Origin of the sequence: Sphingomonas aerophila (genome assembly GCF_014199305.1) — a bacterium.
Taxonomy (GTDB): Bacteria; Pseudomonadota; Alphaproteobacteria; order Sphingomonadales; family Sphingomonadaceae; genus Sphingomonas; species Sphingomonas aerophila.
Genome location: NZ_JACIJK010000009.1, coordinates 164,838 through 187,029, shown reverse-complemented (window position 1 = coordinate 187,029; position 22,192 = coordinate 164,838). Strand labels below are relative to the sequence as shown.

The 22,192-nt window shown below is 66.3% G+C and carries 18 protein-coding genes; 7 read left to right on the top strand and 11 right to left on the bottom strand.

Annotated elements, in window-relative coordinates; genetic code table 11:
* Positions 1-12 precede the first annotated feature (12 nt).
* The 4 genes from FHS94_RS15045 (at position 13) to FHS94_RS15030 (ending at position 4,019) form a co-directional block, all read left to right on the top strand.
* The gene (locus FHS94_RS15045; protein ID WP_184059321.1) at positions 13-1,326 is read left to right on the top strand and encodes a DUF58 domain-containing protein; all 1,314 of its coding nucleotides are present in this window, start codon (positions 13-15) and stop codon (positions 1,324-1,326) included.
* On the top strand, positions 1,323-2,345 hold the full coding sequence (locus FHS94_RS15040) for a stage II sporulation protein M (RefSeq protein ID WP_184059319.1): 1,023 nt from the start codon (positions 1,323-1,325) through the stop codon (positions 2,343-2,345). The genes FHS94_RS15045 and FHS94_RS15040 overlap by 4 nt, the downstream gene beginning before the upstream one ends.
* Positions 2,326-3,192: an RDD family protein gene (locus tag FHS94_RS15035; RefSeq protein ID WP_184059317.1), complete on the top strand. Its 867-nt coding sequence runs from the start codon at positions 2,326-2,328 to the stop codon at positions 3,190-3,192. The genes FHS94_RS15040 and FHS94_RS15035 overlap by 20 nt, the downstream gene beginning before the upstream one ends.
* 80 nt (positions 3,193-3,272) lie before the next feature.
* The gene (locus tag FHS94_RS15030) at positions 3,273-4,019 is read left to right on the top strand and encodes a cytochrome b (protein ID WP_184059315.1); all 747 of its coding nucleotides are present in this window, start codon (positions 3,273-3,275) and stop codon (positions 4,017-4,019) included.
* 24 nt (positions 4,020-4,043) lie between these two features.
* Here the strand turns inward: FHS94_RS15030 and FHS94_RS15025 are convergent, their stop codons facing one another.
* The 6 genes from FHS94_RS15025 to rpiA all read right to left on the bottom strand — a co-directional run bounded on the left by FHS94_RS15025 (position 4,044) and on the right by rpiA (position 10,733).
* Positions 4,044-4,790: an HAD-IIB family hydrolase gene (locus FHS94_RS15025; protein ID WP_184059313.1), complete on the bottom strand. Its 747-nt coding sequence runs from the start codon at positions 4,788-4,790 to the stop codon at positions 4,044-4,046.
* A complete protein-coding gene (locus tag FHS94_RS15020) occupies positions 4,787-5,608 on the bottom strand; it encodes a Cof-type HAD-IIB family hydrolase (RefSeq protein WP_343055308.1) in 822 nt (273 codons plus the stop codon). Before FHS94_RS15020 ends, FHS94_RS15025 begins: the two co-directional genes overlap by 4 nt.
* A gap of 43 nt (positions 5,609-5,651) precedes the next feature.
* On the bottom strand, positions 5,652-6,638 hold the full coding sequence (gnd, locus tag FHS94_RS15015; RefSeq protein ID WP_184059309.1) for a phosphogluconate dehydrogenase (NAD(+)-dependent, decarboxylating): 987 nt from the start codon (positions 6,636-6,638) through the stop codon (positions 5,652-5,654).
* A 76-nt stretch (positions 6,639-6,714) separates the two neighbouring features.
* Positions 6,715-7,839: a transaldolase gene (tal, locus tag FHS94_RS15010; protein ID WP_184059307.1), complete on the bottom strand. Its 1,125-nt coding sequence runs from the start codon at positions 7,837-7,839 to the stop codon at positions 6,715-6,717.
* Between the two features lie 2 nt (positions 7,840-7,841).
* On the bottom strand, positions 7,842-9,950 hold the full coding sequence (gene tkt, locus FHS94_RS15005) for a transketolase (protein WP_184059305.1): 2,109 nt from the start codon (positions 9,948-9,950) through the stop codon (positions 7,842-7,844).
* A 108-nt stretch (positions 9,951-10,058) separates the two neighbouring features.
* The gene (gene rpiA / locus FHS94_RS15000) at positions 10,059-10,733 is read right to left on the bottom strand and encodes a ribose-5-phosphate isomerase RpiA (RefSeq protein WP_184059303.1); all 675 of its coding nucleotides are present in this window, start codon (positions 10,731-10,733) and stop codon (positions 10,059-10,061) included.
* Between the two features lie 193 nt (positions 10,734-10,926).
* Between rpiA and FHS94_RS14995 the strand changes: the two genes are divergently transcribed.
* The 3 genes from FHS94_RS14995 to FHS94_RS14985 are packed head-to-tail and all read left to right on the top strand — an operon-like array spanning position 10,927 to position 17,057.
* Entirely contained in the window at positions 10,927-12,141 is a 1,215-nt protein-coding gene (locus tag FHS94_RS14995; protein ID WP_343055307.1) for an efflux RND transporter periplasmic adaptor subunit, read from the top strand.
* 6 nt (positions 12,142-12,147) lie between these two features.
* Positions 12,148-15,453 (top strand): multidrug efflux RND transporter permease subunit, encoded by a 3,306-nt coding sequence (locus FHS94_RS14990; RefSeq protein ID WP_281396917.1) that lies wholly within the window; start codon positions 12,148-12,150, stop codon positions 15,451-15,453.
* Positions 15,450-17,057, top strand: a complete 1,608-nt coding sequence (locus FHS94_RS14985; RefSeq protein WP_184059300.1) for an efflux transporter outer membrane subunit — start codon at positions 15,450-15,452, stop codon at positions 17,055-17,057. The genes FHS94_RS14990 and FHS94_RS14985 overlap by 4 nt, the downstream gene beginning before the upstream one ends.
* A 28-nt stretch (positions 17,058-17,085) precedes the next feature.
* On the opposite strand, the gene FHS94_RS14980 is transcribed toward FHS94_RS14985, so the two are convergent.
* The 5 genes from FHS94_RS14980 to FHS94_RS14960 form a co-directional block, all read right to left on the bottom strand.
* Positions 17,086-17,427, bottom strand: a complete 342-nt coding sequence (locus tag FHS94_RS14980; RefSeq protein ID WP_343055306.1) for a phasin family protein — start codon at positions 17,425-17,427, stop codon at positions 17,086-17,088.
* 76 nt (positions 17,428-17,503) lie between these two features.
* Positions 17,504-19,060, bottom strand: a complete 1,557-nt coding sequence (locus FHS94_RS14975; protein ID WP_184059296.1) for a DHA2 family efflux MFS transporter permease subunit — start codon at positions 19,058-19,060, stop codon at positions 17,504-17,506.
* Entirely contained in the window at positions 19,060-20,277 is a 1,218-nt protein-coding gene (locus FHS94_RS14970; RefSeq protein ID WP_184059293.1) for an HlyD/EmrA/EmrK family protein, read from the bottom strand. Before FHS94_RS14970 ends, FHS94_RS14975 begins: the two co-directional genes overlap by 1 nt.
* Positions 20,277-21,674 (bottom strand): efflux transporter outer membrane subunit, encoded by a 1,398-nt coding sequence (locus FHS94_RS14965; RefSeq protein ID WP_184059290.1) that lies wholly within the window; start codon positions 21,672-21,674, stop codon positions 20,277-20,279. Before FHS94_RS14965 ends, FHS94_RS14970 begins: the two co-directional genes overlap by 1 nt.
* Positions 21,671-22,132 carry a MarR family winged helix-turn-helix transcriptional regulator gene (locus FHS94_RS14960; protein ID WP_184059288.1) on the bottom strand — a complete coding sequence of 154 codons (462 nt, stop codon included), beginning with the start codon at positions 22,130-22,132 and terminating at the stop codon, positions 21,671-21,673. The genes FHS94_RS14965 and FHS94_RS14960 overlap by 4 nt, the downstream gene beginning before the upstream one ends.
* Positions 22,133-22,192 lie beyond the last annotated feature (60 nt).

Here is a 22,192-nt window from a genome sequence, read left to right as displayed (position 1 = left end):
GGGCAGCCAAACTTGATCTACCCTACCCGCCTGTCGGTCGCGGCGGCCGCTGCCGGGGCGCCGGTCGCGCTCCTTGTGGCGGTCTCGATGCCTGGCCAGTGGTATCTTGGCCTCGCATGGCCCTTCGCCGTGATCCTGCTGACTCTCGCAGACGGGTTCACCGGCGGACGGCACGGGACGGTGTCGCTTGCGATACCGCGCACAGCGAGTGTCGGGGAGCCAATCGCGGCCACGGTCACGGCGCGCATCGCGCAGGGACAGGCACCCTCGCGTGCCGAGGTCGCCATCGATGCGGGCCCCATGATTGGCACCGAGGATGATGGCCGATTGGCGCTGCTGCTCGATCAGAAGGGGGTCGGCGCTGCCCACGTGCCGCTTCAGGCCCTGCGGCGCGGAACGGCGCGGATCGGTGCGTTGTGGATACGCTGGCGCGGGCCGATGGGGCTCACCTGGCGGCAGCAACAGGCTGACACGCCCGCAGAGATCGCGATTCTGCCCGACATTGGCCCCGTTCGTGAGCAAGGCGCGCGGCTGTTCCAGCGCCATGCCCTCGAAGGATTGCTGACCCAGGCTCGGCGCGGCGACGGCGGCGAGTTCGAGACCCTGGTCGAGTTTCAGCCGGGCATGGAGCGGCGCGCCATCGACTGGAAGGGGTCAGCCCGCCACGGCAAGCTCGTCGCGCGCGAGTTCAGGACCGAACGGAACAACCAGATCGTCTTCGCGGTCGATGCCGGGCGGCAGATGGCAGAGCCGGTGGCCGGCTTGCCGCGGGTCGATCGTGCGGTCACGGCAATGCTGCTGGCCGCCTGGGTAGCGCTGAAGCTGGGCGACCGCGTTGCCCTGCACGCCTTCGACTCCCGTCCACGCATCGCAAGCGGCATGGCCGGCGGCATCGGCGCGTTCGCCGACCTGCAGCGTCTGGCGGCCCGGATCGACTATGGCACGGATGAAACCAATCATACCTTTGCGCTGACCTCGCTCGCCAGCGCATTGAACCGCCGGTCGATGATCGTCCTGCTGACGGAGATCGTCGACACCACCCAGGCCGATTTCATGGTGCGCGCGGCGCAGCGGCTGGTCGAAAAGCACCTGCTGATGGTCGTCGTCCTGCGCGACGAGGAGCTGGAAAGCATCGCGGACCGCGCGCCCGCAACCGCGGACGACGTCGGCCGCGCCGTGACCGCCGCCGCGCTGCTGCGTGAACGTCGCGTGGTCATCCGGCGCCTGGGCCGGCTGGGCGTGCACGTCGTCGAGGCGGAGCACGACCGCGTGGGCGAACGATTGGTGCAGGCCTATACTGACCTCAAGCGAAGGAACCTGCTGTGAGCGCCCTGGTCGACGCCGCCGGGGCCGCCCCGGTAAACGCCAGTCGCTTTCGCGCAGCCCATGGGGCCGAGTGGGAGCAACTGGAACGTCTGGTCACCAGCATCGAGAGACGATCGGTACGCGCCCTGTCGGACGAGGACCTGATCGCCCTGCCGCTGCTCTACCGGGCCACCCTGTCTTCCCTGTCGGTCGCCCGCGAGACCTCGCTGGACCGCGCGCTGATCACCTATCTCGAACAGCTCTCCACCAGGGCCTATTTCCAGATCTATGGGGTGCAGAGTTCGCTTGGATCGCAGCTCGGCCGCTTTTTCGCGCGGGGTTGGCCCGATGCGGTGCGGGCGCTGTGGCGAGAGACGCTGGTCGTGGTGCTGTTCACGATCGCCGGAGCATTTGTCGCCTATTTGCTCGTCCGCAGTGACCCGAGCTGGTTCTATGCGCTTCTGCCAGAAGGTTTGGCGAACGGTCGCGATCCTGCGGCCTCCGCCGACAGCCTGCGCGAAAGCCTGTACGCCAGCGACCAGAACATGCTGGCGACCTTTGCCGCATACCTGTTCCAGAACAACGCCCAGGTTGCGATCTTTTCCTTTGCGCTTGGCTTTGCGTTAGGGATCCCGACGATCCTGCTGATCCTCTACAATGGCCTGATGCTGGGCGCCTTCTTTGCGGTGTTCGTGCCCAAGGGGTTGGGGCCGAACTTCACCTGCTGGCTGGCGATCCACGGCACCACAGAGCTGTTTGCGATCTTCATCGCGGGAGCGGCCGGGCTTCGGATCGGCGGCGCCATCGCCTTTCCGGGCCGCATCGCCCGCGTGGACGCCGCGGTCGCCGCCGGGCGCTCGGCCGCGACCGCGATGGCCGGCACCGTGGTCATGCTTGCTGTTGCCGGCCTGCTGGAGGGTATCGGCCGCCAGACGGTGACGAACGACGGCCTGCGCCTGCTGATCGGGCTCGCGATGCTGTCGGGGTGGCTCGCCTATTTCTACCTGCCAAGGAAGCGACATGCGCTGGCCCTGGCGTAAGGCGTCCTCTCCACGGGAGCCTCGTTCACCCCGCCGGCGCTTCATCACGCCAGAGGGGGTCGACCTGCAGCTGGAGCTCGGCGCGGGCGGCGCGCGGGCCGGCGCGTTCACCATCGACCTGATGCTTCAGCTCGCGATCCTGATCGGCGCGTCGCTGGCCCTCGCTTATCTCGCTCGCGGCGACAAAACCGGCCTGCTGATGATCATCTGGCTCCTCGGCGCCTTTGTCCTTCGCAACGGCTGGTTCACGCTGTTCGAAATGGGTGGCCGCGGCGCAACGCCCGGCAAGCGGCTGCTCGGCCTGCGCGTCGTTGCGCGGGACGGCGCGCGGCTGACGGGCGGCGCGGTGATCGCCCGCAACGCCATGCGCGAGATTGAAGTCTTCCTGCCGCTCTCGTTCCTCGGCATGCAGGCATCGCAGGGGCTGGCCGACACCTTCCTGACCGTTTTCGCCCTCACCTGGAGCGGCATTTTCCTGTTCTTCCTCTTATTCAACCGCGACCGGCTGCGCATCGGCGACCTGGTCGCTGGGACCTGGGTGGTGCGCACCAGCCGCGCCAAGCTGGCCGGTGACCTGATCGCGACGGCACCGGCCGAACGGCGCGAGTTCAGCGAGCGCGCGCTCAACCTGTATGGGATTCGCGAGTTGCAGACGCTGGAAGAGGTGCTGCGCGCGGGCCGGCCCGAAACCCTGGCCACTGTCGCCAACATCATCCGGGCCAAGGCCGACATGCCGGACGATGGCGATGATCGCGCCTTCCTGTCGGAGTATTATGTCGCGCTGTGCGCTCGGCTAGAGCGCGGGATGATGGTCGGCCGCCGACGCGAGAACAAGCATGCAGCCTGAACGCTGCGGCCAACCGGCCGACAAGTGCTTGACGCAACCGCCCGAGCGCCCGCATCCTGCGCCAGGCAGTGGGTAGCGTCATGGCCAGCGTAACCTTTGATCGGTCCGCCTCGAAAACTCCCGGGCTTCGATACACCAACGTTGCGATTGCGCTTCACTGGGCGACCGCCGCGCTGATCCTCTATAACCTTACCTCGGGCCTGTTGCGGCCGCTTCTGCCACGCGGCTTCTTCGCGCTTCACGTCTCGTCCGGCATCACGATCCTGGCGCTGACCTTGATCCGCATCGGATGGCGGCTAACCCATCGCGCGCCACCTTACCTGCCCATGCCCGCGTGGCAGCAGGGCCTCGCGCATGGTGTCCATTTCCTGCTTTATGCCGGAATGCTGATCCTCCCCTTTTCCGGCTGGGCGATGGTCTCGGCCAGTCCGCCCGCGGGGTCGCCCGGTGCCGCCTGGGCAGAGGCACATCGGCCGGGACCGCCGCCCGCACCCGCCGGCGGCAAGGATCGGACATCACAGGGCGGCCCGGCCGGCGAGGGCAAGGGCGGCGGCCAGGCACCGCGCAAACGCGGGCCGCTGATGATCTGGGGCGTCGTCCCGCTGCCACTGATCGGGCCGGTCAATGAGTTGGGTCGCACACCCGAGGGTGTGCCCGAACAGCGCGAGGTTCACGAGCGGATCGAGACATTCCATGCGGCTGGCGCCTGGGTGCTGCTCGCGCTGTTGGTGCTCCACATTGCCGGTGCCCTGAAGCACCAACTGGTCGACCGCCGCGGCGAACTGGCGCGCATGGGGCTTGGGACAGCGAAGGCGAGTGCGGCTTGAGGCCGCTCTCGCCTCCCCTTCAGATCACTTCAGGCAGGCGACGATGCCTTCGATCACCGCGATCGTTTCCTGCGGGTCGCGCACGCGCACCGTGTCGAGCCCAAGTTCCTTCGCCGGATAGTCATTGCCGCCCGGAAAGATCGCGTCGCCGATGAACATCATCGCATCCAGAGGAATGCCGCTCGCGTCGCGCAGCTTCTTGAGGCCGTATGCCTTGTCCACGCCCTCGCGGGTGATGTCGATGGAGGTGGCCCCACCCATGTTGATTGACAGCCCCGGCAGCCGCTTCTTCAGATCCGCCTGGATCACCTTGCGCTTTTCGAACTTGGGATCCCAATGCTCCTTCGCCTCGATCGGTGCCTGCTGCCCGAGCGCAGAAAAGGTGATCTGAGATCCGCGATCCTCGATCCGCTCACCCCAGGTCTGCTCGGGCACAAAGCCGGTCGCCTCCAGCGAGGCGTCGAACTCGGTCAGGATCTTCTTCTTGGTTTCGTCGTCGAACAACTCGGCATAGACCGGCGTCCAGACGCCATCCTTGTGAGTGTACAACTTGGTGCCCGTGGTCGGCATCAACCACAATCTGTCGAGGTTCGCGCGCGGCAACATGCGGCTTGCCACCTGCTTCTCGAATTGCGGCCAGTCGCCCCCTGAGATGACGGCGACATTGGCGACACCCAGCAGGTCCGCCAATGCATTTGCCATCGGCTCCTGCACGGCCTGCTTGCTCTCGGCCAAAGTCCCGTCGAGGTCAAAGGCGACCAACTGCTTCATTCGGTAATCCCTTTTCGTGGTAAGATGATCGCGTCGATCGCAAAGGCGACGCCGTCCTGATCGTTTGCACGGGTGCCATAATCGGCCACCGCCCGCACGCCGTCGGGTGCATTGCCCATGGCGATCGAGGTGCCAGCCCTCTCCAGCATCGGCACGTCATTGAACTGGTCGCCAATGGCAGCGACCGCATCGATCGGCACATCGAACGCGTTCGCCAAGGCAATCAGGCCATCTCCCTTGTTCGCCGCGGTCGCCGTGACGTCGAGGTAGTAGGTCTGCGACTGTGCGATCGTCGCGAGGCCACCGAACGCCGCCTTGCACCGCTCCAGCAGCCGGGCGAGCACCGGCGGATCATCCGAGACAAAGGTTATCTTGTCGACCCGTTCCACCAACGCGGTAAAATCAGCGGTGACCATCGGCTCCTGGTTCGCGGCGACCCGCTCGTGGTCCGCATGGACGCCCTGGTCGGCGGATGCATGCCACTGGTCGTCGGCGAAAACCCAGATGTCGACCGGCTCGTCCGCGGCAAGCGCCAGCGCCTGCTCCACCGCCTCGCGCGGCAGAACATGATGCTCCTCGATAGTGCCGTCGCGACGAAAGATCAGGCCGCCGTTGAAGGCTGCGATCGGTGCGTCGATGCCCAGCGTATCGGCAAGGGGCTGCACCCCCGACCGCGGCCGGGCGGAGATGATGGTGAAGCCTACCCCAGCAGCCACCAACCGCGCGACCGCATCGGTCGTCACGGCTGTCAGGTGCTTATCCTTGTCGACCAGCGTGCCATCCACGTCCGACACCAACAACCTGATCGGCTGGCTCACGCCAGTACCCCGCTCACTGCTATACCCCTCACTGCTGTACCCCTCACTGGGGCATCTCGACATGACCGCCAAAGCCAAAGCGCATTGCCGACAACACCTGGTCACCGAACGTGTGGTCGACACGGCTGCGATAGCGCGCGAACAGGGCTGCGGTCAGCACGTTGGCCGGCACCGCTTCTTCCATGGCCGCATCGATGGTCCAATGCCCCTCCCCTGAGTCTGCGACCCGGCCGGAGAAGGTGGACAACGCGTTGTCCCGTGCCAGCGCCTGGGCGGTAAGGTCCAGCAGCCAGGACGAGATCACGCTGCCACGCCGCCAGACCTCTGCGATGTCGGTCAGGTTCAGGTCGAAGCGTTCGTCCTCGGGGAGCTTTTCCGACGATTTTCCCTTCAGGATATCGAAGCCTTCAGCATAGGCCTGCATCAGGCCGTACTCGATGCCGTTGTGTATCATCTTGACGAAGTGGCCCGCGCCAGCCGGCCCTGCATGAATGTAGCCCAGCTCCGCCCGGTCATCCTCGCCCTCGCCCTGCACGCGCTCGGGAGTACGGGGGATCGTGCCGATGCCGGGCGCCAGCGTCCGAAAGATCGGGTCGAGCAGATCGACAGTTTCCTTGTCGCCGCCGATCATCATGCAATAGCCGCGCTCCAGCCCCCACACGCCGCCGGACGTGCCGACGTCCACATAATGAAGTTGCTTCTCGCGCAGCGCTTTGGCCCGGCGGATATCGTCCTTGTAGAAGCTGTTGCCCCCGTCGATCACGATGTCGCCGGGCTGTGCATTCGCCGCGATCTGTTCGATCGTCGCTTGCGTGATCTCACCAGCGGGCAGCATCACCCACCAGATGGCCGGGCTGTCGAGCTTGCCGCGGGCCTCGTCGAGCGATGACGCACCCTCGGCGCCATCCGCCACCAGCTTTGCTACCGCACCCGCGTCCCGGTCAAAGGCGACGATCTGGTGACCGTCGCGCATCAGCCGGCGCGCCATGTTGCCGCCCATACGGCCAAGGCCGATCATGCCGATTTTCATGCTGCTGTCCTGTGTCTCGGGAAATCGTAAGCCAAACGCGAAAGGGCCCGGTGGTTTCCCACCGGGCCCCTTTGGTTCACGCCGTCGCCGGCTGCTTGTGTGCAATGGCGCCAAGCAGATCGTCGAACGCCTTGGTGAATGAGGCCACGCCCTCACTGACCAGTGTGTCGGTGACCTCGGTTAGATTGAGGCCCAGGCGATCGACCTCCGCCATGACCTTGCGCGCGCCCTCGACGTCGTCGGTCAGCGTGTCCGCGACCGTCCCGTGGTCGCGGAACGCGTCCATGGTTGGCTGGGGCATGGTATTGACCGTGTCGGCGCCGATCAAAGTGTCGACGTAAAGCGTGTCGGGATACGCCTTGTCCTTGACCCCCGTGGACGCCCAGAGCAGCCGCTGCGACTGCGCACCCTTGGCCTTCAGCGCCTGCCATCGGTCCGACTTCTCGAAGTCGAGGAACCACTGATACGCCATCTTGGCGTTGGCGATCGCGACCTTGCCGCGAAGTGCCTTCAGCGCCTCGGCTTCAGGATCATTCTCGGCGATCCGGCGATCTATTTCCTTGTCGATCACCGAATCGATGCGGCTGACAAAGAAGCTTGCGACCGAGGCGATCCGGTCGATCGGCTGACCCTGGCGGACGCGCTCCTCGAGACCTGTCGCATAAGCCTCGGCGACCCGGATATACGCTTCAACCGCGAACAGCAGCGTCACGTTGACGTTGATGCCCTTCGCGATCGTGGCGCTGATCGCAGGTCCGCCGGCCAGCGTGCCGGGGATCTTGATCATCAGGTTCGGGCGATCAACGGCGTGCCACAGCTTTTCGGCCTCAGAGATCGTCGCATCCGTGTCGTCGGCGATGTATGGCGACACTTCCAGGCTGATATAGCCATCCTTGGCGTCCAGGCGGTCGTACACGGGCCGAAGCGTATCCGCGGCCGCCTTGATGTCTTCGATCGCCTGGTGCTCGTAGCGGTCGATCGTCGCGGCGCCCGGATGCTCCCTGTCATAGGCGGCCAGGCTTTCGTCATAGGCGTTGCCATGACCCATCGCCTTTTCAAAGATCGACGGGTTGGAAGTGACGCCGGTCAGGCCGTCCTGTTCGATCAGCGTCTTGAGGCCGCCGGCGGCCAGGAACTTGCGGTCGACAAAGTCGAGCCACACGGCAGTGCCCTTGGCGGATAGCTCGGAAAGCTTGCTCATGCTCATTCCTTATCGGTCGAGGCGGCCTCGGCAATCAGCGCCTTGGCCTTTGCAACGACGTTGTCGACGGTGAAGCCGTACTTGTCCTGCAATTTGGATATGGGGGCGGAGGCACCAAAGGTCGACATGGTGATCGTGTCGCCATGACTACCGACATAACGATGCCAGCCCATCTCGCCGGCCATCTCCACGGCCAACCGCGCCTTGGCCGCAGGCGGCAGTACCGCATCGCGATAGGCCTGGTCCTGCAATTCGAAGCGATACCAGCTTGGGATCGAAACGACCCGGCTCTTCACGCCCTCGGCCCGCAGCTTCTCGTGCGCGTCCACGACCATGGCCAGCTCCGACCCGGTCGCCATCAGGATCACCTCCGGCTCGCCGTCGCTGTCGGCGAGCACATAGGCCCCCTTCAGCACGCCTTCCGCCCCCGCATATTTCTCACGGTCGAGCGTCGGCAGCGCCTGGCGCGAGAAGATCAGCGCGGTCGGGCGGGAGGCATCCTCCAGCGCCGCACGCCAAGCATAAGCGACTTCGTTCGCATCGCCCGGACGGATCGTGTCGAGCCCCGGAATGGCGCGCAGCGACGCGAGTTGCTCGATCGGCTGGTGGGTCGGGCCATCCTCGCCCACGCCGATCGAGTCATGGGTGAACACCCATACGCTTGCCAGCTCCATGATCGCCGACAGGCGGATCGGCGGGCGCATATAGTCGGCGAACACCAGGAAGGTTGAGCCATAGCCACGCACGTGGCTCAGCGTCATGCCGTTCACCACCGCGCCCATGCCGTGCTCGCGCACGCCGAAGTGGAAGTTGCGGCCGCCATAGTTGCTCGCCTCGAAGGAGTCGGCACCCTTGATGTCGGTCTTGGTCGATGGTGACAGGTCCGCCGAACCGCCGATCAGCCACGGCACGCGGTTGGCAATGGCGTTGAGCACCTTGCCACCCGAGTCGCGGCTGGCAACGCCCTTGGCATCAGCCGGGAAGACCGGGATGTCCGCATCCCAGCCCTCGGGCAGCTTGTCGCGCAGCAGCAGGTCCAACTCTGCCGCGAGCTCCGGGTATTCCTTGCCATAGCGGACCAGCATAGCGTCCCAGTCGTCGCGGCGCTGGAACCCGTTCTTCCGCATCGCCTCGCGGAAGCCCTCGGGCACGCCATCAGGGACATAGAAGTCCTTGTCCTCGGGCCAGCCATACGCCTTCTTGGTCGCGCGGATGTTGTCGGCACCCAGCGGCTCGCCATGCGCCTTCTCGCTACCCGCCTTGGGGCTGCCCCAACCGATGATCGAATGGACCACGATGAAGGTCGGCTTGTCGTCCGTCTGCTTGAACGAGTCGAGCGCCGCCGTCAGCGCGCCAACGTCGTTTGCATCGTTCACGTGCAGCACGTTCCAGCCATAGGCTTCGAACCGCTTGCCCACATCCTCGTCGAAGGAAAGCGCGGTATCGCCCTCGATCGAGATGTGGTTGGAATCGTACAGCCAGCACAGGTTGGACAGCTTCAGGTGGCCGGCAAGGCTCGCCGCCTCGGCCGCCACGCCTTCCTGCATGTCGCCATCGCCGCACAGGACGTACACGTCGTGGTCGAACAGCTGGAAGCCTTCGCGATTATAGCGCGCGGCAAGCCAGCGCTCCGCCATCGCCATGCCGACCGAGTTGCCGCAACCAGCGCCCAGCGGCCCCGTGGTGGTCTCGACGCCCGTGGTGTGTCGGTATTCAGGGTGGCCCGGCGTCTTGGAGGACAGCTGGCGAAAGCCCTTGATGTCGTCGAGGCTGACCGCCTCCTTGCCCGTCTTGTTGCCGTCAGCGTCTATTTCCTCGATCCCGGCGAGGTGGATCAGGCTGTAGAGCAGCATGGACGCATGACCCACGGACAGCACGAACCGGTCGCGGTTCGGCCAGTCGGGACGCGTCGGGTCATAGCGCAGGAACTTGGTCCAGATCGTGTGCCCAACCGGCGCCAATGCCATGGGCGTACCCGGGTGGCCCGAGTTTGCCGCCTGCACAGCGTCCATGCTGAGCGTACGAATGGTGTCGATGGCCAGCCGCTCCGGGCTGCCGTCCTCGTGAACCGCGGTCTGCGCGGCGGGCGTGGAAGTATCGATGTCGGCCATGAAAGTGACTGTGCTCCGCTGTCTCGATCCGAACGCGCACGCGCCCGCTTGGGTTGCCGCGCCGACTTACGCGCTTGCAAGTCGGGCGGCAACAATGGGGTGGTAGCGCTAACCTGTATTCCGCTCCAGCCGGATGACCTGGCCCGACGTGGCAATCAGGGCGAGATCGATTTCGGCAAGGAACAGCCCATGGCCAACGACCCCCGGTGTCGCGTCCAGCGCCACCGCGAGCGGCTCCAAAGCCTGCCCGAGCACGCCGGTGCAGTCGAGCACCAGATTGTGCTGATCGGTCAGATACGCCTCGCCATCACCGGCGCGCCGCAATTCCGGAACCAGCCCCAGTGCCCTTACCTGATCTTCCACGAAAGCACGGGCGAAGGGCAACACCTCAACCGGCAGCGCCGCGGTACCGAGTTGCTCCACACGCTTCGACCCGTCGGCGATGGCGATCATGCGGGTCGACGCTGACGCAACGATCTTTTCCCTCACCATCGCGCCGCCCGCGCCCTTGATCGCGCGGCAGGTCGCATCGACTTCGTCCACACCATCGACGGTAAGATCGACTCGTGCGACCTCGGCGAAGTCGCGCACCGGCAGACCGAGCGAACGCGCGAGTGCCGCGCTCGCATCGGAGGTCGCAACCGTGGTCACGGCCAGCCGCCGCGCCGCCAGCGCCCGAATGAAATGCGCAGCGGTGGAACCGGTACCCAGCCCCAGCAGCATCCCGTCGGCCACTTCGTTCACCGCCGCTTCAGCCGCGCTTCGCTTGTCGTCATCCTGCATGCCAGCTACACGCCCCGAACCGCGCAAAAGTGCAACCCCAATGCAGGCCGGAAATTATATAGGTCAGCAACTGCAACCAATTGCAGCGGAGTGCATTTCCGCGGTCTGCGGACGCGGTCGCCGCCTAACTTCATCTCGGGCAGGAGTACCGTTGCCGTTGTCTAGCTATTCTCGCCGTTGTGGCGCTGCCATTGTGCTGACGGCCGCTCTTCTTGCCGGTTGCAGCGGCGGCGAACAGGGCCAGCAGAAGGGCGGCGCCGGCCGCAGCGGACAGCCCGGCCAGGGAACGCCGGAGGTCGGCTTTGTCGTCGTGCGACCGACCAGCGCCGCGCTCACCAGCGAGTTGTCGGGCCGAACCGCCGCCTTTGAAAGCTCGGACGTGCGCCCGCAGGTGAACGGCATCATCCGGCGGCGCTTCTTCACAGAAGGGTCGCTGGTTCGCCAGGGCCAGCCGCTTTACGAGATCGACCCCCGCGTCTACCGCGCCGCGGTCAACGAAGCGCGCGCCAACGTGCTGAGCGCGCAGGCCAATGCCGAAGCGACCCGGATCCAGGCCGAACGCTATCGCCCGCTCGCCCAGATCGAGGCGGTGTCCAAGCAGGAACTGACCAACGCCATCGCACAGGCGCGACAGGCAAGCGCATCGGTGGCGCAGACCAACGCGCAGTTGCAGACCGCTCGCGTCAATCTCGGCTTCACCACCGTGCCGGCCCCGATCACCGGGCGGATCGGTCGGTCGCTGTTCACCGTCGGTGCGCTGGTGTCTGCCAGCCAGACCGACCCGCTTGCCCAGATCCAGCGGCTCGACCCCATGTTTGTGGACATTCAGCAGTCCGCCAACGATCTCCTGTCGCTGCGGCGCGCCCTCAGCAGCGACGGCCTGGTCCCGACGCGGGCCGTCGTGCGGCTGAAGCTCGGTGACGGCAGCGACTATGGCCAGACCGGAACCGTCGAATTCTCCGAAGCCGTGGTGGATCAGGCGACCGGCACCGTGACCCTGCGCGCCCGCTTCCCCAATCCGCAGGGGCTGTTGCTCCCGGGCATGTTCGTGCGGGCAAGCTTTGCCCAGGCGATCAACACCCGCGCCTTCCTTGTTCCGCAACAGGCTGTCACCCGCGATCCCAAGGGCAACGCGACGGTCATGGTCGTCGGTCCGGGTGACAAGGCGGTGCAGCGCACCGTGACGGCGCAGCGGGTACAGGGGCCATATTGGGTAGTGACCGCCGGCCTGAAGGAAGGGGACCGCGTCATCACGCAGGGCCTGAGCAAGCTGCGCGCGGGCCAGGGCATCAAGCCTGTTCCCGCCAACCAGAATCAGCAGATCGCGCCGCCGCAGGGTGACGGCAAAGGTGGCGGATCGGGCGGGTCGGAGGGCGGCCAGTCGAGCGGCCAGAGCAAGGCCGGCTGACCGCTCATGATGTCGCGCATCTTCATTGACCGGCCCATCTTTGCATGGGTGCTGGCCATCATCGTCATGTTGGCCGGCGTCGGCGGCATCATGGGCCTGCCGATCGCCCAATATCCGGACGTCGCGCCGCCGCAGGTCACGATCCGCGCGACCTTCCCCGGTGCGTCCGCGACGACCATCCAGAACAGCGTCACCCAGGTTGTCGAACAATCGCTGACCGGCATCGACGGCCTGCTTTACTTCAGTTCCTCCTCGTCCTCGCGCGGGCAGGTGACGATCACCGCCACCTTCAACAAGGGAACCGATCCCGACATCGCGCAGGTTCAGGTCCAGAACCAGGTGCAACAGGCCCTGCCCCGGCTGCCACAGCAGGTGCAGCAGCAGGGGCTGATCGTCCGCAAGTCCAATCCGGACTTCCTGTTGATCGTCGGCGTGTATGACGAAACCGACCAGCGCACGAACCAGGACGTGTCCGACTATCTGGTGTCCAACCTCCAGGACCCGCTCGGCCGCATCCAGGGCGTTGGCGATACCAACGTCTTCGGATCGCAATATGCGATGCGCATCTGGCTGAACCCGACCCAGCTCGCGAGCTTTCAGCTGATCCCCAGCGACATCACCGCGGCAATCCAGGCTCAGAATACCGAAGTCGCGGCCGGTGAACTGGGCGGTCTTCCTTCTCCGCGCGACCAGTATCTTAACGCGACGGTGACGGCTCAGTCGCGCCTGCAAACACCCGAACAATTCGCCAACATCATCCTGAAGACGCAGCCTAACGGCGCTAGCGTCCGCATGAAGGACGTTGCGCGCATCGAACTCGGCGCCGAAAGCTATGCCGCGGTCAGCCGCGTCAACCAGCACCCCGGCGCCGGTATCGCGGTGCTGCTCGCGCCGGGCGCCGACGCGCTCGAAACCGCCGAGTTGGTGAAGGCACAGATCAACCAGGCGGCAAAGTCGTTCCCCGCAGGGTTCAAGGTCGCCTACGCCAACGATGCGACCGACTTTATCAAGCTGTCGATCGAAGACGTGGTGAAGACGCTGATCGAGGCGATCATCCTCGTCGTCATCGTCATGTTCGTGTTTCTGCAAAGCTGGCGCGCGACCCTGATCCCGGCGATCGCGGTGCCGGTGGTGCTGCTTGGCACCTTTGCCGTGTTCTACCTCGCCGGTTTTTCCATCAACACGCTGACGCTGTTCGGGCTGGTGCTCGCGATCGGCCTGCTGGTCGACGATGCGATCGTCGTCGTCGAGAATGTCGAACGCTTGATGGAGGAGGACCCCTCCCTCACCCCGCGTGAGGCGACCATCAAGTCGATGGACGAGATCACGGTAGCATTGGTCGCCATCGCGCTGGTGCTGTCGGCGGTGTTCCTGCCCATGGCCTTCTTTGGCGGATCTACCGGCGTGATCTACCGTCAGTTCTCGCTCACCATCGTATCCGCGATGGTGTTGTCGGTGCTGGTCGCCCTGATCCTGTCGCCTGCGCTGACCTCCCACCTGCTCAAGCAGAAGAAGCGCAATGGCGACGAGCATGAGATCGAAGACAGCTGGCTGGGTCGCCGCTTCCCCAAGGTGGCGCACTTCTTCAAGGTCGCGCGCGACAAGTTCAACACCGGCTTTGACCGGCTGAGCGAACGCTACCGAAACACGGTGCGGTGGATCATCGACCGCAGGTGGCTGTTTCTGCTGATCTATGCTGGGTGCGTCGCGCTGCTGGTGGTGCTGTTCCTGCGCCTGCCGACCGGATTCCTGCCGACGGAGGACCAGGGGGGCGCCATTGTGCAGTTCCAGCTTCCCGCCGGTGCGACCCAGAACCGCACCACGGAGGTGCAGCGTCAGGTGGAGCAGTATTTCCGTAAGTATGAGGGCGCGAACACCAAGACGATGTTCACCGTCGCTGGCGGCGGCGGTGGCGGCACCAGCGGCCAGAACACGGGCCAGGGCTTCCTGGCGCTGACCGACTGGGCGGATCGCAAGGGCAAGGAAAACACCGCCGACGCGATCACCGGCCGCGCTTCTGCCGCCTTCTCCCATCTTCGCGACGCGCGGGTCTATGCGCTCGTGCCGCCAGCGGTGCGCGGCCTCGGCCAATCGAACGGCTTCACCATGGAGCTGCAGAATTCCAGCGGCATGTCACAAGAGGCCTTCGGGGCTGCGCGCGACAAGCTGCTGGCGCTCGCCAGCAACGATCCCAAGCTTGCGGCCGTTCGCCTGACCGAGCTGCCTGACGTCGCGACTCTGAAGATCGATGTGGACCAGCAGAAGTTGAGCACGCTGGGGCTGACCCAGGCGAATGTGAACTCCACCCTATCGACCGCCTGGGGCGGCAGCTACGTCAACGACTTCGTGGATCGTGGTCGCGTCAAACGGGTCTATGTCCAGGGTGACGCTCCCTACCGCTCGAAGCCTGAAGACCTGTCGCAATGGTTCGTGCGCGGCAGCAACGGGCAGATGGCACCCTTCTCGTCCTTTGCGCAGACCGGCTGGTCACAGGCACCGACGACCCTGTCCCGGTTCAACGGCATCCCGTCCTATGAATTCCAGGGATCCGCCGCACCGGGCCAAAGCTCGGGCGACGCGATGGAGCGGATGGCGCAGCTGGCGGCTCAGATCCCGGGCACCAGCGTCGCCTGGTCTGGGCTGTCCTTCCAGGAGCGGCTGTCCTCGGGTCAGGCGCCGATCCTGTATGGCCTGTCCTTGCTGGTCGTCTTCCTGTGCCTCGCCGCCCTGTACGAAAGCTGGTCGATCCCGTTCGCCGTGCTGCTCATCATTCCGCTGGGGCTGGTCGGGGCAGTCGCGTTCGTGACCCTGCGCGGGCTGATCAACGACGTATACCTACAGATCGGGCTGCTCACCACGATGGGCCTGGCGTCCAAGAACGCGATCCTGATGATCGAATTCGCCGAACAGGCCGAACGCAGTGGCAAGCGTGTGATCGACGCCGCGCTGGAGGCGGCTCGCATCCGGCTGCGGCCGATCCTGATGACCTCGTTCGCCTTCATCTTCGGCGTGTTCCCGCTGGCCGTTTCGACCGGCGCGGGCGCCAACAGCCGGATTGCGATCGGTACTGCGGTGATCGGGGGCATGCTGACCGCGACGTTCCTCGCGATCTTCTACATCCCGCTCTTCTTCGTCCTGGTGCGACGCGGCGTGCGCGACGGCATGGCCCGGCTGCGTGGCAAGCCCGTGAAGCGCCATCCCGACGACGAGGGCGGCGATGGCAATTCCCACGGGGGCGGTGACGGTCCGCCGCCACCACAACTTCCCCCGCCCCCGTCACGCGCGGCGCTGCCTGCGCCAGAGGGTGCATGATGCGTCGTTTCGGTTCCCTTCTCGCGCTCGCCAGCCTGTCGGCGTGCAGCCTTACTCCCAAATATGTGCGGCCCGACTTGCCGGTGCCGCCATCCTGGCCGGCGGGCGATCCGTATCTTCACGCCAATGAGGCAGAGCTGCCTGCGCTGACCTGGCGGCAGGTGTTCCGCGACCCGCGGCTGCAGCGGTTGATTGAGCAGGCGCTGGTCAACAACCGCGACCTGCGCGTCGCCGCGGCCAGCGTGCAGGCGGCGCGCGCGCAGTACCGCATCCAGCGTGCCGACCTGCTGCCTCAACTCGATGCGACCGCTCGCTACAGCTATTCGGGCGGCGGTACGCGCGCCGGCAGCACGACAGGAACGGGCACCGGCAACTCTGGCACTGGCTCGGGCGGCACCGGAACGGGCACGGGAACCGGTACGGGCACTGGTGGCGTCGGGACTGGCACAGGCACCGGCGGCACAGGATCGGGCGGCAGCGTCGTCAGCACGCGCGGCGGCAGCAGCTTCCAGGTCGACCTTGGCACCACGGCGTTTGAGCTCGACCTGTTCGGCCGCATTCGCTCGCTCAGCCGGGCAGCCCTCGACCGGTACTTCGCGCAGGAAGCGGCAGCCCGGGCGACCCGACTGGCGCTCGTTGGCGATATCGCCACCGCGTGGCTTAACTATGCGGCCGACTCAACGCTGCTACAGGTGGCGCAGCAGACCGCTCAGGTCGCGGAAAGCAGCGTCCGGCTAACCGATGCGCGTCGCCAGGGCGGCATCAGCCCACGCACTGACGTGACGCAGGCGCAAACCGTCCTTGCCGCCGCCCAGTCCGATCTCGCCGAACAGCGCACGCTGGTGGCGCAGGACAAGAACGCGCTCGAACTCCTGGTCGGCGCACCTGTGGACGACAATCTGCTGTCGCGCTCGATCGATCAGGCTGCGCCAACGGTGGCCGATGTGCCCGCCGGCCTCGACAGCCGCATCCTGCTGCGCCGGCCGGACGTGGTGCAGTCGGAATATGAGTTGCGCGCTGCGAATGCGGAGATCGGTGCCGCGCGCGCAGAGCTGTTCCCACGCATCTCCCTGACCGGGCTTGTCGGGTTTGCGAGCAGCGCCTTGAGCTCGCTCTTCACGGGTGGCGCGTTCAGCTATTCGGTGGCGCCCTCCGTCAGCTACCCGATCTTCCGCGCCGGCGCGGGCCGGGCCAATGTCCAGTACACCGAAGCGCAGCGCGACGCGTTGCTCGCAACCTACCAGCGCTCGATCCAGTCGGCCTTCCGCGAGACGGCGGATGCGCTTGCCCGTTCGGGCACGCTGGCAGATCAGCTTCGGGCCAACGACCTGGGCGTTCGGGCCGCGTCCGAAACTCTGACCCTGACCAATGCCCGCTACCGGGGCGGGATCGACACCTTCCTGTCGAGCCTCGACGCCCAGAGGTCGCTTTACTCGGCCCAGCGCTTGCTGGTGGCGACCCGGCTGGTCGGCGCTGCAAACCGTGCCACGTTGTATCGGGTGCTAGGCGGAGACGACAGTCTGGAGGCAACGGCGGACGGGCCCAAGCCCGTCACGGCCACTGGCTCAGCGCGGCCCGAACAGCCGCTGCCCCCCGCTCGCTGACCTGATCCGCTGCAGGCGGGGTAGCGGCTCAGCCCTGGTCGCTGCCGCCGCCGCGCCGGGGTGAGGCCGCGTCCTTGCCGAACTGCACGATCAAATCGCTGATTTCGCGCGCCTGCGCCATCGCGCGGTTGCTCTGCTCCTGGAGAAATTCGGCCTGGATCTTCATCACCTCGGCCATGTCCTTCGCGCCCGCCGCCTTGCGCATCGCAGCAAAGGCCTCGCTGGCATTCTGCTCGGCCTGATCGATCAGCTTGACGCCGACGGCAGAGCCACCCTGCACCGCCTTGCGGCCGCTTTCCGTCCAGGCCTCGCTTGCCTTGGCGCCCGGCATCGCGGAGCCTTCGCCCGATCCGGCGCCCTCGCCCTTCACATCCTCATTCGCCATACTCACCTCCTGGACGGTTTCTAACCTGCCTAAACTGGCGGCACGACACCAGGTTGCACGGTCAGTCCGCAGCGACGGGGCCGCTTGGTGGCTTGGGCCGGCGAGTCAGCCAAACGATGATCACCGACGCGCCGGCCAGCCATGCCGACAGGCGGAACAGGTCGGTGGAGGCGAGCAGATAGGCTTGCCCGACCATCTGGCGCGTGATCGCGGCCGCTGCCTGCGTGTCGGTCATCCCCAGGCCGCGCAGCGTGTCGCGTGCCATCTGGAACGGCATACCCGTACCGACCGCCTCCGCCAGATGGTTCTGGTGCAAGGCTGCGCGCCGGTCCCAGGCTGTGGTGATGATCGAGGCGGCGAACGATCCCGCGACGATACGGGTGAAATTCGACAACCCGGTCGCTGACGGGATCCGCTCCGGCGGGATACCGTCCAGGCAGATGGTCAGCATCGCCAGGAAGAAGGTGCTCATCGACACGCCCTGCACCAACAATGGCAGGGTGAAGTCCCATGTGCTCGCCGTGGCGGTGTAGCCCGACCGCATCCAATAGCTGAGCGCGAAGAAGACAAAGGACACGGTCGCCAGCCAACGCGCGTCGACCTTGCCCGACATGCGCGCGACAAAGGGGGTCAACAGCACGGCGACCACGCCGCTCGGCGCCGCGACCAAACCCGCCCAGGTCGCCGTATAGCCAAGCTGCGTCTGCAACCACAGCGGCAGCAGCAGCGTGTTCGCGAAGAACACCGCATAGCCGATACAGAAGATGATCGACCCCAGCGTGAAATTGCGGCTGCGGAACAGGGACAGGTCGACCGCGGGGTGCTTATCGGTCAGTTCCCAGATCAACCACGCGACAAAGCCAACGCCGGCAATGATGGTCAGCACCACGATGGTGGGATCGTTGAACCAATCGGCGTTCTTGCCAAGGTCCAGCATCACCTGCAAACACCCGACCCACAGAACCAGCAGCCCGAGCCCGACCGTATCGATCGGCAGCTTGCGCGTCGGCGTTTCACGGGACTTCAGCCCCCGCCAGCAGATCATTGATACGAAGATGCCGAAAGGCACGTTGATCAGGAAGATCCAGCTCCAGTGATAGTTGTCGCTGATATACCCGCCCAGGATCGGACCCATGACGGGGGCCACCAGCGTCGTCATCGACCAGATGCCCAGCGCCGTGGCGCGCTTGGTCGGGGGAAAGACGGAGATCAGCAGCGCCTGGCTGCCCGGCATGATCGGCCCCGCCACCCCGCCCTGCAGCACGCGAAACGCGATCAGCGACGGCAGGTCCCATGCAATGCCGCACAGGAAGGATGCGACCGTGAACAGCCCGACCGCGACGCAAAAGGTCCGCACCACCCCGAACCGGCCCATCAGCCAGCCGGTCAACGGCACGAACACGCCGTTCGCCACGGCAAAGGCGGTGACGACCCAGGTCGAATTATCGCTCGACACGCCCAGATTGCCGGCGATCGTGGGCAGGGACACGTTCGCGATGGTGGAGTCGAGCACCATCATGAACGTGCCCAGCGCCAGCGCGAAGGAGATCAGCGCCAGCTGACCGCCAGCAAGCGGCGCCTGCTCGACGGGCGCGGAGCCGGGCGCGGCGCGTGCCATCAGCGGTTGGCCGCGATGATCCGGCGGATACGCGCGTCGACCTCGGCATCCAGCGCCGACGAAACCTGACCCTGATAGGGCTGCGCAGCCTGCCCCGACACGCGCGGCCCGCGCGTATCGGCAGTGTCCACCGTTGTCGCGACCGACAGTCCCACGCGCAGCGGATTCGCCTGCAACTCCTTCGGGTCCAGCGCGATGCGCACGGGCACACGCTGCACGATCTTGATCCAGTTACCGCTCGCGTTCTGCGGCGGCAGCAGGGCGAACGCGTTGCCCGATCCCGCTCCCAGCCCAACGACACGGCCGTGATAGACGATGTCGCCACCGTAAACGTCGGCTGTCACGATGGCACGCTGACCGATCCGCAGGTCCTTCAGCTGCGTCTCACGGAAATTCGCATCGACCCACACCCGCGACAAGGGCACAATCGCCATCAGGGGCGTGCCGGCGTTGACCTGCTGGCCGACCTGCACCGTGCGCTGCGCGACGACCCCGTCGATCGGGGCTGTAACCCGCATGTGACCAAGCGAGATTGCGGCGCGGCGATAATTGGCGATAGCGCTCAGGACGGCGGGGTTGGTGTTGACGTCGGTACCCGCGACGGCACTGCGCGACTGTGCCTGCTGGCTCTGCGCCAGGTTTAGGGAAGCCTGCGCGACCCGCACCGCGTCCGCCGCGTGAGCCAGCTCTTCGCCGGACACTGCGCCCTCGGCGGCGGCGCCACGGCGGCGAGCATAGTCGTTGCGGGCGGCCGTTAGCTGCGCCTGCGCCTGCGCGACCGATGCGCCGCTTTCATTGACCTGGCTGAAGCTTGCCCGCGTGGTCCGCACCGCCCGCGCCAGATCGGCCTCCGCGGCGGCCAGGTTGACCTGTGCCGTTGCCGGGTCGAGCTCGATCAAGGGCTGGCCGGCCTTCACCGACTGCGTGTTGTCCGCATGAAGCGCCAGCACCGTCCCCGGATCCCGCGCCGTGATCGCCACCACATCGCCCGCGACATAGGCGTCGTCGGTTTCTTGCTCCGGCGGCGCCAGCAGGAAATGGAACACCGCCCAGATCGCAACCCCGATCACGACGGCCGCAGCCAGAACGCTCAGTCCGACCCGTCGTGCACGGGACCTGCCCGCGATGGGTGCGGGCGGCGGCGCTACCGTCTCGGTTGGCTGGACGATCGCGTCAGGCTCCGCCGGCAGGCGGGTGGGGGAACCGAAGTCGGCCATCACAGCGTGTCCTGGGCAGGATCGACGCCACCACCCAGCGCCAGCACAAGCTGGACGCGCGCAATGGCGGCATCGTGGAGAAGGTTGGCGTCGACCAGTCGCGCATCGAGCAACCGGACGTCGTTATCGACCAAGTCAAGGCGAGACGACAGCCCGCTCGAAACCCGGATGTTATTGAGCCGCCCGGTCTCGGCAAAGCCGCGCACCACGGCCGCGGCCTGCTGGCGCCGTGCGGCCAGGGCGCGAATGCGGGCGAGGGCATCGGCCGCCTCTCGAACAGCATCCACGACCTCGCCATTATAGTCGGCGATGGCGAGGTCCACCGCCGCGGTCGCTCCGGCCAGGTCCGCGCGCAGGCGGCCATTGTCGAACAAGGGCAAGTGGACGGCCACCCCGCCTTGTGCCGTACCGGCGTCGAGCGATAGCAAATTGCCAATCCCGATTGCTTGCAGCCCGACCAGCCCCAGCAGGTTGACGTTGGGGTAGAAGGCGCGCCGCGCAACCTGACGCCCGGCAGCCGCGGCATCTATTCGTGCCTGTGCGGCGAGCACGTCAGGCCGGCGGGCCAGCAGGTCGGCGGGAACGGCCGCGGGCAGCGGCAGCGCCGCGTCGAGCGTCAGCCGCGTCGGGACGAGCGTCGCAGGGAAGTCGGCACCGCGGCCTGCCAAGGCGGCCAGCGCGTTCGCGGCCAGCGCCCGCTGGCCCTCCGCGCGGACCAGTTCCTCGCGCGCCTGCGACAACAGCGTGCCGACCGCCTCCGCGTCCAGTTGCGACGCGAGCCGGTTGCGAATGCGGACGTTGACCAGGCGGACGGAGTTCTCGCGCGCCGCGATTGCCTCCCTCGCAATCCCCGCCTGCCGCTCGGCACGGGCCAGGTCCAGATAGGTTTGCACCACCGACCCCGCGAGCATTTCCCGCGCGGCAAGCAGGTCCAGCGTCGCGGCCCTGGTGGACGCACGCGCGCCTTCGATCGCCGCCCGCTGCCGTCCGAACAGGTCGAGGTTCCAGTTCAGATTGGCGTCCGCCGTCCCGACAAAGCGCACGGTGCCGCCATAGGGCGGTGGGATGGTATAGCGGCCCGACAAGCGCGCAACCTGGGCGTTGCCGTCCAGACCGACATTCGGCCCATTCTCCGCCCCGCGCTGCTGCAACACGGCTTGAGCCTGCCGCACCCGCGCAAGCGCCTGCTCCAGGCGCGGCGTGCCCGAAATCGCCGCCTCGACCAGTTGATCCAGTTGCGGGTCACCAAACGCGCGCCACCAATGCTGGTCGATCACGGGCGCTGCCGCGTTGGCGAGACCAAGCGCCTCCGGTACCTTCGGTGTCACCATCGGCCGACTGTTCGGGATCGCGCAGCCGGCCAGCAAGGTGGCGACCAGGAGAGCAGCCCGCTTCACGCGCAGGCCCCCGCGAATTCGATGCTCGTTCGTAGTTCGCGAAGGTCGCCCAGCAATTGCTGCACCTTCTCGGGTTCCCAGCCCGCCAGCCAACCGTTCCAGCACGCCGCCACTCGATCCCGTGTACGCTGGGCCACAGCCTCACCCTTGTCGGTCAGTGCAAGGATGACGTGACGGCGATCATCGGTCGCGCGTTCACGCGTCACCCAACCCTTTTCTTCCATCTGGTCAATGAGGCGAGTCATCGCACCCTTGTCGTGCGCCTGGTCGCGCGCGAGCTCGGCGCAGGTCCGCCCCCGCTCGAAGTGCAAGGATACTAGGACTGACCATTGCGCATGAGTCAGGCCTTCGTCGGCGAACACCGGCTCCAGCGCCGCACTCATGGCCTGCGCGGCCCGCTTGATCTGGTACCCGATCGAATTGTCGGGCTCGAACGGAACGGAATCGTAGAACGCCATGTCGCTGCCCTGGCAATCGTTGCTTAGGCAGTCAAGTAGGATCAGCAATGTCCAGCAACA

Coding starts and splice junctions, on each gene's coding strand:
- FHS94_RS14990 (WP_281396917.1), top strand. CDS start 12,148: ATGATGTCGCGCATCTTCATTGACCGGCCCATCTTTGCATGGGTGCTG.
- gnd (WP_184059309.1), bottom strand. CDS start 6,638: ATGAAAATCGGCATGATCGGCCTTGGCCGTATGGGCGGCAACATGGCG.
- FHS94_RS15030 (WP_184059315.1), top strand. CDS start 3,273: ATGGCCAGCGTAACCTTTGATCGGTCCGCCTCGAAAACTCCCGGGCTT.
- rpiA (WP_184059303.1), bottom strand. CDS start 10,733: ATGCAGGATGACGACAAGCGAAGCGCGGCTGAAGCGGCGGTGAACGAA.
- tkt (WP_184059305.1), bottom strand. CDS start 9,950: ATGGCCGACATCGATACTTCCACGCCCGCCGCGCAGACCGCGGTTCAC.
- FHS94_RS14985 (WP_184059300.1), top strand. CDS start 15,450: ATGATGCGTCGTTTCGGTTCCCTTCTCGCGCTCGCCAGCCTGTCGGCG.
- FHS94_RS14960 (WP_184059288.1), bottom strand. CDS start 22,132: ATGGCGTTCTACGATTCCGTTCCGTTCGAGCCCGACAATTCGATCGGG.
- FHS94_RS15025 (WP_184059313.1), bottom strand. CDS start 4,790: ATGAAGCAGTTGGTCGCCTTTGACCTCGACGGGACTTTGGCCGAGAGC.
- FHS94_RS15035 (WP_184059317.1), top strand. CDS start 2,326: ATGCGCTGGCCCTGGCGTAAGGCGTCCTCTCCACGGGAGCCTCGTTCA.
- FHS94_RS14975 (WP_184059296.1), bottom strand. CDS start 19,060: ATGGCACGCGCCGCGCCCGGCTCCGCGCCCGTCGAGCAGGCGCCGCTT.
- tal (WP_184059307.1), bottom strand. CDS start 7,839: ATGAGCAAGCTTTCCGAGCTATCCGCCAAGGGCACTGCCGTGTGGCTC.
- FHS94_RS14970 (WP_184059293.1), bottom strand. CDS start 20,277: ATGGCCGACTTCGGTTCCCCCACCCGCCTGCCGGCGGAGCCTGACGCG.